Annotated in this window: 9 protein-coding genes; 4 read left to right on the top strand and 5 right to left on the bottom strand. The window is 34.1% G+C overall.

The window, feature by feature from the left end; translation table 11 throughout:
* Positions 1–16: 16 nt before the first annotated feature.
* Both LY11_RS08830 and LY11_RS08825 read right to left on the bottom strand, forming a co-directional pair.
* Complete coding sequence (locus tag LY11_RS08830; RefSeq protein WP_111633355.1) at positions 17–880, bottom strand: fimbrial biogenesis chaperone; 864 nt, start codon at positions 878–880, stop codon at positions 17–19.
* Between the two features lie 81 nt (positions 881–961).
* Positions 962–1468, bottom strand: coding sequence for a DUF4402 domain-containing protein (locus tag LY11_RS08825; RefSeq protein ID WP_111633354.1), 507 nt, complete (start codon positions 1466–1468; stop codon positions 962–964).
* Positions 1469–2829: 1361 nt separating this feature from the next.
* Here LY11_RS08825 and LY11_RS27270 point away from each other — a divergent pair.
* Complete coding sequence (locus LY11_RS27270) at positions 2830–3405, top strand: RNA polymerase sigma factor (protein WP_111633353.1); 576 nt, start codon at positions 2830–2832, stop codon at positions 3403–3405.
* Between the two features lie 344 nt (positions 3406–3749).
* On the opposite strand, the gene LY11_RS08815 is transcribed toward LY11_RS27270, so the two are convergent.
* Positions 3750–5132 carry a PAS domain-containing protein gene (locus tag LY11_RS08815; RefSeq protein WP_111633352.1) on the bottom strand — a complete coding sequence of 461 codons (1383 nt, stop codon included), beginning with the start codon at positions 5130–5132 and terminating at the stop codon, positions 3750–3752.
* A gap of 649 nt (positions 5133–5781) precedes the next feature.
* Between LY11_RS08815 and LY11_RS08810 the strand changes: the two genes are divergently transcribed.
* Together LY11_RS08810 and LY11_RS08805 are read left to right on the top strand one after the other, a co-directional pair.
* Entirely contained in the window at positions 5782–7989 is a 2208-nt protein-coding gene (locus tag LY11_RS08810) for a PAS domain-containing sensor histidine kinase (RefSeq protein WP_111633351.1), read from the top strand.
* 113 nt (positions 7990–8102) lie between these two features.
* On the top strand, positions 8103–8477 hold the full coding sequence (locus LY11_RS08805) for a hypothetical protein (protein ID WP_146610819.1): 375 nt from the start codon (positions 8103–8105) through the stop codon (positions 8475–8477).
* Positions 8478–8548: 71 nt separating this feature from the next.
* Here the strand turns inward: LY11_RS08805 and LY11_RS26510 are convergent, their stop codons facing one another.
* Together LY11_RS26510 and LY11_RS27265 are read right to left on the bottom strand one after the other, a co-directional pair.
* Positions 8549–8818 carry a hypothetical protein gene (locus tag LY11_RS26510; protein ID WP_146610818.1) on the bottom strand — a complete coding sequence of 90 codons (270 nt, stop codon included), beginning with the start codon at positions 8816–8818 and terminating at the stop codon, positions 8549–8551.
* Positions 8755–9051 carry a helicase-related protein gene (locus LY11_RS27265; protein WP_211321519.1) on the bottom strand — a complete coding sequence of 99 codons (297 nt, stop codon included), beginning with the start codon at positions 9049–9051 and terminating at the stop codon, positions 8755–8757. The genes LY11_RS26510 and LY11_RS27265 overlap by 64 nt, the downstream gene beginning before the upstream one ends.
* A 5-nt stretch (positions 9052–9056) precedes the next feature.
* Here LY11_RS27265 and LY11_RS08795 point away from each other — a divergent pair.
* A partial coding sequence (locus LY11_RS08795; RefSeq protein ID WP_146610817.1) for a transposase occupies positions 9057–9336 on the top strand: 280 nt, incomplete at its 3' end.

The raw sequence follows: 9336 nt of genomic DNA, 5'->3' as shown, positions 1-9336 counted from the left end.
AGGTGATCATCTGCTGTTAAAGTAAGATCAATTCTGTTTCTGCTATTTTGATAAACTTATCCTCTGGAGAAGTTGTATATATGATTTGTAATTTACCTTTGTGGTAATCTGCATTTGTATTTTTATCTAAGCCAAGAGTGAAATACCGATTAGTATTAGGCGTATAAATAGCAAAACCCCTTGCCAAGCCGACCTGGGTTGTTTTACCTTGAGGTGAAATATAATTTACTGTGATATCTCCATATACTGACATATTTCCCGTTCGCTTAAAAATTAATTTTAACTGATTAGCTCCCTGTGAGGTATTTTCTGTAAACATTGCAGAGACTGTAACTTTGCTGGTTGAAGTACCCCGACGGATAATTACAGGAATTGCAATGCCGAATGTTGGAATTAACCGTACAGAGATGGCATTTCCAGGTTTTTCATTTGCTTTGTCTATAAGGGGTTTGTCATTTGGTACCCCCCTGAAGTATAGGTGGGACCGGTATTCACCAGGCTGCAAATCACTGGTGTTGACCAGCTGAACTTTTATCGTTTGTGCCTCATTGGGTGCAAGTATCACGCTTCTGGGAAAGAAACGGAAATTTTTGTCTGCAAAATTCTGAGCGGTGTCAGGTATAGTTATTTCCTGAAAATTGCCATCTTCCAGCATTCGATACTGAATAACAGAAATCAAATACTTAGCTGTATCTGTACCTGTATTCGCTAAATTGAGATCTTGTGTCCTTTTTGTACCATCAAAAACCACTCTTCGGGGTATAATGATTAGATTTCCTTGTGCGTTTGCTTCCTGTGCACAGATCAGGAATCCTGAAGAGGCTAAAATAAAAATGAGCCGCCATTTTATTTTAAGTGGTTCAATTCGCATGCTTTTCATAGTAAATAGGGTGATATTATAAATTATATAGCAATAACCTGGTTAGTATATGACTAACCGGGTTATAACATTATTAATGTGTTAATTGTAATTTACAGTGACAGAAAATGGGGTAGCAGACGTGTAGGTTCCTGCAACCTGTGCAGCTATTAAATTTAAGGTGGCACCTATAGTCAGCGTTTGTGCGCCAGTAGTCAGGGTTCCTGTAGTTGCAGGTGTGCTGGTAAAGGTATTAACGGTCATCACATTCGCACCGCTTGCTATCACTACAGAAGTAGGAAGTGTAATGGCATAGGTATAAGAACCAGATCCTGCAACAGCAAAGGAAGCAGCAGTTACTGTACCTGCCGTTGCCGGTAATGTTACGCCACCTGTTGAAGTGCGCGTGCCGGCTGGAGTAAGAATAACTGTACCAACAGTTCCATTTGTTGCAACATTACCAAAATTCATATCCGTGTTTTTCGTGATACTGATCGGGGTAACAATGGTTGCTGAAGCATTTGCAGTAGCAGTAGCTTGTGCAAATGTGGCAGTAGTAAAAGCTACAATAGAAAGGGCAATGCCCATGGAGATGATTAATTTTTTCATGATGAGGATGATTAATGGTGTGTATATGAGTTAAAAAAAGATTGTATGCTCATTGTTTGCCAATAAAGGCAAGTGCATAAAAGAGTAGGAACTGAAGATGGCATCCAAAAATGGAATACCTTTAACGAAGGATAGGGGAAAATAGATTTAACAACATCATAAAGTGTTGTCTGGCTGTTTCAGTCTTTTGATAAGATACTTAAAGAGGTATTTATCTGAAAGAGAATATTGTACTTTAGAGAACGATAAAACCAACTTGATTTACAGGTTTTAATATGGAATTATGCTTTTTTAGAGCTTGATAATGTAAACATACATAATAATTATCCTATTATATTTTTTTTAATTTATTTTTTTTTACTCTTGATGATAAGTGTAGACAATAGCTTTTATAATGACATAATTAAAGTTTCTTTTTGTGATAGTAAATTACATTATTTATGTCGTAAGTCTAAGAAAATGTGATAGTAAGGCCAAAAAAAACCTTGCCAAATGGTTAATGCAGGCAACGAAGTTTATTATCATATTATTTCTTAATTCCGATCTTAATATTAACTATTAATTATTTTATGTTGATGTTTAATCTACTATACCTTGTAAAATGCGTAATGAATTGTTTAATTGTATATCAAAATAAAAAGGTGTGAGATAAAGATCCAATCCTTGCCGCGAAACTAAATTCATGCCGCTGAATTCATAATTGTCAATTGTGCCAGATCTTAATATATCTCCATTTTCCTCTTATATCTTTGGAATCAATATGTTATAAGTCCATGGCCCATTTATGCTTCAGGCAGGAAATAGTTTAAGAGGCACCCAGTTAGTGGCCAAAAGTTGTATTCATTCGATAATAGCTAAGACAAATCCTCAGTTTTAAATTTCTCTTATTTGTCCAAAATAACACAATTGAATCATGCTCTTTAGAATATTCAGGCTTAACGTTGCTATATGTGTGAAAATAATTATATTTTAATGAGATAATTTTTATTTAATTCTAATGAGCGGGTTTGTTAGCTGTAGATTTTGTAGCAAATTACGTTTGAAAGAAGATGTGTATAAGGTAATATCATTTGCTGATATAAATGTATTAAAATTATTGTTATAAATAATAATAAATTTGAATTTATTTTTTACAATAAATTTTATTATGTAATAATTAAGAATCAAAATGTTATATTGTATAGATTGCACCAACCGTTTCTGAGATCTCTATTTCTATTTTTATTGAGCTATAAAGGCATAAAAAACCTAAACAACACCGAATAAAAATCTTTTTTTTGTTCAACTTTCTTCGTTGAAAATTTCACAAAATTTTAATCTAAAATTAATTGCTATATAAATTTAATTATAAATAACTGACTATGCTTTCCAAATTACCGGCACTTCCGAAAAATAAACCAATTGATTTATACATTGGTTCTAACTTGTATATATATCTTAAACACAGAGATGGCTGGGCGTTCACGGTTCTATATAATAATTATTCTTCCATATTGCGCGTCATTATACGAAAAATCGTCAAATGCGAATATATAACTGAAGATATTTTACAAGAGACATTTTTTAAGATCTCACGATTTATTGATAATTACGATCCGAAGATAGGTCAGTTATCAACATGGGTTTCTTGTGTAGCGAGAAATTGTGCCATTGATGAATTAAGATCGCGTGCTTACATAAATAATTTAAAAAATATTAGGATTGATGATCATTTTGACGAGGTCGAGTATAAATGTAATACTGTCGTTAATGTCGATGCAATCGGTCTAAAAGAACTATTAAGATTCCTTCCTCTTGCCCAGGCCGAAATAATAATCCTTATATATTTCAGAGGTTATACCCAATGTGAAATTGCAGATAAGTTTCATTTGCCTTTAAGTACTATCAAATCAAGAGTAAGAATGTCAATGATAAAACTTAGAAAATTATTTCTATAAGGAAACCTGTAAATTCCATTTTCCTCTCTCATGACCTTAGTTTGCAACTACCGGATTTACATCGTAAATAGCTTAAGGTGTTGTATGTAAGGTGTAAATATGAAACATGTATATCTAAGGATGAGTATATCCTGGTCATTAATAAATTTTAAAAATGAATGAAAATAATACTTATTAAGTTTATTGGGTTCCTATACAACTATAATTATTTTTATCAGGGCTGTTAGACATAGATCAATGTATCTGCATTATTGATAGAAAGAAAATTGTTTCCAGGGATAGCGTTCCTTATCAAATTAAGACAGGAATGTTTCCTGTAGCTGGTCTTGGTAAATAAACAGGTGTTAAGATTTGTTTAAAGTATGTGTGATATTGACTATTTCTCTGATTCCTTTATCCAGATCAGTTGCTGATTTATTTAAAAAAGTTAAAATCTCTTTTTGAGAATCAGTGATAAAATCTTCATATTTCAGTAAATCAACCAATCCAATTATTTTCGCGAGAGAGTCCCTGATTTTATGGGATTGAGTCCATGCAATTTCCTGCAATTGGATCGCCTGCCTTTGGACCTGAGAAATGTTCTCTTTATAAGCTGTGATATCTCTGTAAGAACCAATTGCACGAATTGCTTTTCCGTCTTTATCTCTAAGAAATATACCTCTATAATGGATGGTAGCAACTTCTCTATTCGCTTTAAAAAATCGGTATTCAGAATGTAACACTTCTGTTTCTGGATTTTTTACCGCATCATTTAAATCTTTTAATGCTTGTTCCTTATCATCAGGGAAGATATTATCAGACCATAATGTATTATTATATACGTCCAGATCATAACCGAAAATTTCATTGAAACCCACACTCCAATTAGTTATATCATTTTCAATATCCCAATCGCAGATCGCTTCGTCTGCTGCCTTAAGCATTAACTTATATCTGTCATTACTTAGCCCTAGTTCTTGATTTTTATTGATTAGTTCAGTTACATCAGCAGAATTTGCCACAATGCCGAAAATAGCAGGGTCTCCAAGCATATTTCTTGCGGTAGTAGTTAACCATCGCCATTCATTGTCACCATTCAAGAACCTAAAAGGTTGTATGTGAATTATTTCAACTTCAAGTAATGAATTTATCTGTTCTATAACTCTTTCCCGGTCTTCAGGATGTATGTAGTCATAAGCAATTTTACCTATCATTTTTTCAGGATATATGTTAAGCAAACTGATGCAGCTCTCACTTAAAAACTGATATTTTCCGTCTATATCAATTATAGCTGTTAAATCTAATCCTGCCTGTACAAGTGCTTTAAATCTTTTTTCACTCAGGAGCAGCGTTTCTTCTAATCTTTTTGCTGCTTGTTCATGTTGTAACTGTAAAGTTATGTCTGTTGCTATGATAAGTTCAGCGAGACTCCCATTTAATTCAAATAGATTGCTCTTGATCTCGACAGAAATAATATCTCCGTTTTTCTTTAGGTGTTTATAGCGTTTGTTAGTGAAACATTGTTTGTGGTTATGAACATTCTCCATAGCCAGCTCAAATTGAGACACAGTATCTTCTGGCCTTATTTCCTTAATTGTCATACTTAGAAAATTTTCTCTGGAATACCCATAATGGAGTATAGCAGCTTCATTGACTTCAAGAAAACATAATGTGTTGATATCGTAAATCCACATTGGTTGTGGACTAAGCTGGAAGATATCTTTATATAAGTTATTTCGAAAATCCATAAATTATTGAATAGTGTTTTTGTAAATAAACTAACAGGTACAAGGAATTACACTTGAATACGCTTTGAATATTAAATGTATGTCTGTACTATAATAATAAAATTTGTATAGGAAAAACTGATTATTTTATGGTTTTTTCTGAGGGAAAATAACTTTTCTACTAAGAAAATTTGATTATTTTAATAAAAATAAAATTGGTGTGATATTTGGTTATAGTAATATGATTTAGCTTATGAATAAGATTGCTGATTTGTTTAAGTTATTTGGTAATGTTAATATATAAAAATTTTTAAATATTAATAACAATGCGCAGCCTATTATTTACATAAATTTCTATAATGTAATAATAAGGAATTAAAACGTTATATTGTATATTATATATTTTTATCTCTAGAATGTTATTTTTTCGGTATTGAATGACTTATTGACCGCTTGAAATCATAAACAATATTAAATAGTTATAAGTTTTTGTTTACCTTTTTCACATTATTACATATACATTTATTTAATTATAAATTAATTTATTGTGAGTCAAGATAAAAATGAGATAAGCATCCCTGTGACAGAATTAAATATAGTTTGTCTTTTAGTCAAATTTGACCTGTTGTTATTCTATAATAAATGAACCTTTAATCTTTGACTTGAAATTATGCTTTCCTTTACTGATTTAAATAATATTCTAAGCAGCAGCCCGGTGTCGATGGCTATTTTAGACTTAGATAGGAGATTTCAGGCTGTATCTGATCAATGGCTCGTAATTAATGGGCTTGAAAGAGTACAAGTAGTTGGTAAGCTACATAGTGAGCTATTCACTGTGGATAGCCACATGTGGCAGGAGATTTTTGATAATTGTCTGCTAGGTATTGATTACCACGGAGAGACCAATAGAATCGATCCTATTGGTCAAACCAAGATATTTATCAAATGGCAAATTAATCAGTGGATGGCAAGCACATCAGGCTATGGAGGACTTGTTTTATATTGTGAAGATATTACAGCAATTAAAAGTAGTAAGCGTCAAGAGGCACAATTCCGTGTGTTTATGGACTACATACCTGGTCTTTGCTGGATCACTAACTCAGCTAATATTTTAACCTATGCAAATAAACATTTTCTAGATATTCATCAGCTTCCATCTACAGTGATCGGTAAAAATAAAAAGGACATTTTCGGTTATGATGTGGCAAAAGACGCGTTCCTGAATAACTCAGAAGTCCTGAAAACAAAACAGAGTCAAGAATTCCAGCAGACTATTCGTGACCAGGAAGGTTTTCCTCAATACTTTATGACGTTCAAATTTCCTTTTTTAGATTCTTCGGGGAATATGAGTCTGGTAGGTGCTGTTGGTTTTAATATAACAAAGCATAAACAGCTTGAAGAGAATTTGTACCAGAGCGAAGAACAATTTCGCCAGGCATTTGAACACTCTTTGGTTGGGATGGCTTTGATCTCTCCTGAAGGATGCTGGAAGCGTGTTAATGCTAGTTTATGTCAAATAACGGGTTACACTGAGCAAGAATTGCAGTCTATGTGTATGCAGGATATTACCCATCCGGATGATTTACCGGAAAGTATTGCAAAACTTATTGATCTTGCTGATAACGTTACCGAAAGTGTTAAAATTGAAAAGCGGTATATTCATAAAAACGGCGATATCATCTGGGTCGTAATTGCGGCGACGATGTTAAAAGATAGCCAGGGTAGGGCACTTCATTATGTATCACAAATTGAAGACATTACCAAAAGAAAAGAAATTGAAGTTGACCTGAAGCAAAGCGAAAAGAAATACCGCTCTATATTTGAAAATGTACAAGACGTATTTTATCAAGCTGATCAATCTGGTTTAGTGACTGAAATCAGCCCTTCAATTCTTCAATATTCAGGTTTTTCCAGGGAAGCTATTATTGGTCAGCCTGTTTCTGATTTTTACTATTATCCACAAGACAGAGAAAGGATTATCAATAGTTTGAAGAATGATGGAACAGTAATTGATTTTGAAGTTAGATTAATCACAGCAGATAAGGAATTAAGATATGTATCTGTGAATGCCAGGTTAATCTTTGAAGATGGCCGGATTGTAGGCACCGAAGGGAATATGAGAGATGTGACAGCCAGGAAGTTTCAGGAGAATGCATTGAAAGCATTAAATTTGGAGTTAACTGCATCAAATGAGCAGAAGAACACGCTGCTTTCCATTATAGGTCATGATCTCAGGAACCCAATTTCAGGGAGCCTGGAGCTTTTAGAAATGACGCTGGCTGACCTTTATTTAATTTCAGTTGATGAAATTCACCTGCATCTCTCTATGATCCGGCAGGAGTTATCAAATGCAAATGAACTTTTAGAGAGATTGCTGCTCTGGGCAAAGTCGCAATTTAATGCCATTGGTTTTCATCCTGTGGAAATCACTGATGTTTCAAATCTTATAGAAAGATCAGTGCATAATGTTTTGCCAATGGCCAATAAGAAATCTATTCGGATAGCACACCATATAGAGCCAGGGATAGGCATCTATGCTGATAAAGAAATGCTGGAAACTATAGTAAGAAATTTACTCTCCAATGCTATCAAATTTTCACATACAGGAGGCGAAATAACTATCAATGTATTGAAAAAAGGAAGTGATATGCTCTTTTCTGTAGCTGACAAGGGGATTGGGGTGCCGCAAGAGAAAGTTTTGGAGCTACTTAACAGCAAATCAAATTATACCACTTATGGTACAAACGGAGAAAAGGGCACAGGGCTTGGATTAAATCTTGTTGTTGATTTTGTATTGAGGCATGAAGGGAAAATCTGGGTAAACAGTGATTTAGGGGTAGGAAGCGTGTTTTATTTTACTATACCTTTTAGAGAATGATTAAAGTTAAGAATTTATAAATTATGGTTAATACTAATATCGATACCCGTTTATCTATACTAATTCAGAAGTACGATTTACATACAGTACTTCTCTCTAGAATCATAAATGGAATGGCAAAAGTTAGTCTCGGCTTTTTCGGAAATGACACCAAGAGAATTCCATGGTTAGTAGGTAGTCAAGTTCAATTGAGATTTGACGTTGCAAACCTATTAGGGATAGATGAGATTCAGAATGCAGACATACTTTTCCGATTTAATAAAGACATCCAATTTAATATGATATATCCATCTTTAGATTCTTTCAACTTTGATTGGGAAAAAATTAGTCCCATTTTAAGGACTGAAATTCTCGAATTAGACAATGACGATCTATTCAGTTACTCTGAAGACGACCCAGAAATGAAAGGTACTTTTTTTGATCTGTTATCAGGTATTATTGAAAGAGAAGCTAACAATATATCAGCATTAACTATATTGTTAATATAATAAGCCCGGTAAAGACCCATTTTTTACAATTCGATTTTATGGTGCAGAATGAATAACAATCAAACTTAACCTTAAATTGGAGCTGGCAAAATGAAAACGGCCGTATCCGGTACGTCTTTTGAAGCCCCCATTACTGCTCCATTCAAAAATGGAATATCCATTGGCAGCAATAATTTGTCAATGTACAAAGCCAAAGAAGCCGTGTTAGAGTTCAAGTCTGCATACAGTGGACGGTTCGAAGAATTCTGTAGACATATCACGATATTTTCTGCAAGTTCTACACTGTTTTTCGGGCTTGTAAGGGAAAATATAATATCCGCACTTTCAACCGTATTCTGCAATCGGTTGCATAAAAAAGCAAGCTGCTGCTTTCCCCATCTTTACGACCACTTCTTCCTACTCTTTGAATCAGGGAAGCTATGGAATGTGCGGCATCAATCTGTACTACTTTTTCTACTGATCCTATGTCTATACCGAGCTCAAGTGTTGAGGTACAGCAAATAGCGAAAGGAAAGCGTTTGGACTTGCTATATTTGAGTAGACACGGAGTTAAGGGATTTACATACCTTAACAGAAATTATGTCACGAGAGAGAAAAGCATACCCGAAGGAGTTCAAACTGATGAGTGTTGAACTGAGTTACACCCGCCCAGATCTAACGACCCTTGCGAAGGAATTGGATATCAACGTCACGTTATTATATAGATGGCGGAAGGAATTTTCAAGTAAGCAAGGCAGTAGTTTCCCTGGTAATGGGAATGTTATCCTCAGCGCAGCCGAGCAAGAAGTGGCTAATTTGAAAAAAGAACTGCGTGAAACGCAAATGGAGCGTGATATCCTAAAAAAGGCTATCAGCATTT

It is taken from the genome of Pedobacter cryoconitis, from assembly GCF_003259615.1.
GTDB classification, from domain to species: domain Bacteria; phylum Bacteroidota; class Bacteroidia; order Sphingobacteriales; family Sphingobacteriaceae; genus Pedobacter; species Pedobacter cryoconitis.
Note: the sequence above shows the minus strand (reverse complement) of the source record. Positions and strands in the feature narration are given on the sequence as shown.

Coding starts and splice junctions, on each gene's coding strand:
- LY11_RS08810 (WP_111633351.1), top strand. CDS start 5,782: ATGCTTTCCTTTACTGATTTAAATAATATTCTAAGCAGCAGCCCGGTG.
- LY11_RS27270 (WP_111633353.1), top strand. CDS start 2,830: ATGCTTTCCAAATTACCGGCACTTCCGAAAAATAAACCAATTGATTTA.
- LY11_RS08825 (WP_111633354.1), bottom strand. CDS start 1,468: ATGAAAAAATTAATCATCTCCATGGGCATTGCCCTTTCTATTGTAGCT.
- LY11_RS08805 (WP_146610819.1), top strand. CDS start 8,103: ATGGCAAAAGTTAGTCTCGGCTTTTTCGGAAATGACACCAAGAGAATT.
- LY11_RS08830 (WP_111633355.1), bottom strand. CDS start 880: ATGAAAAGCATGCGAATTGAACCACTTAAAATAAAATGGCGGCTCATT.
- LY11_RS08815 (WP_111633352.1), bottom strand. CDS start 5,132: ATGGATTTTCGAAATAACTTATATAAAGATATCTTCCAGCTTAGTCCA.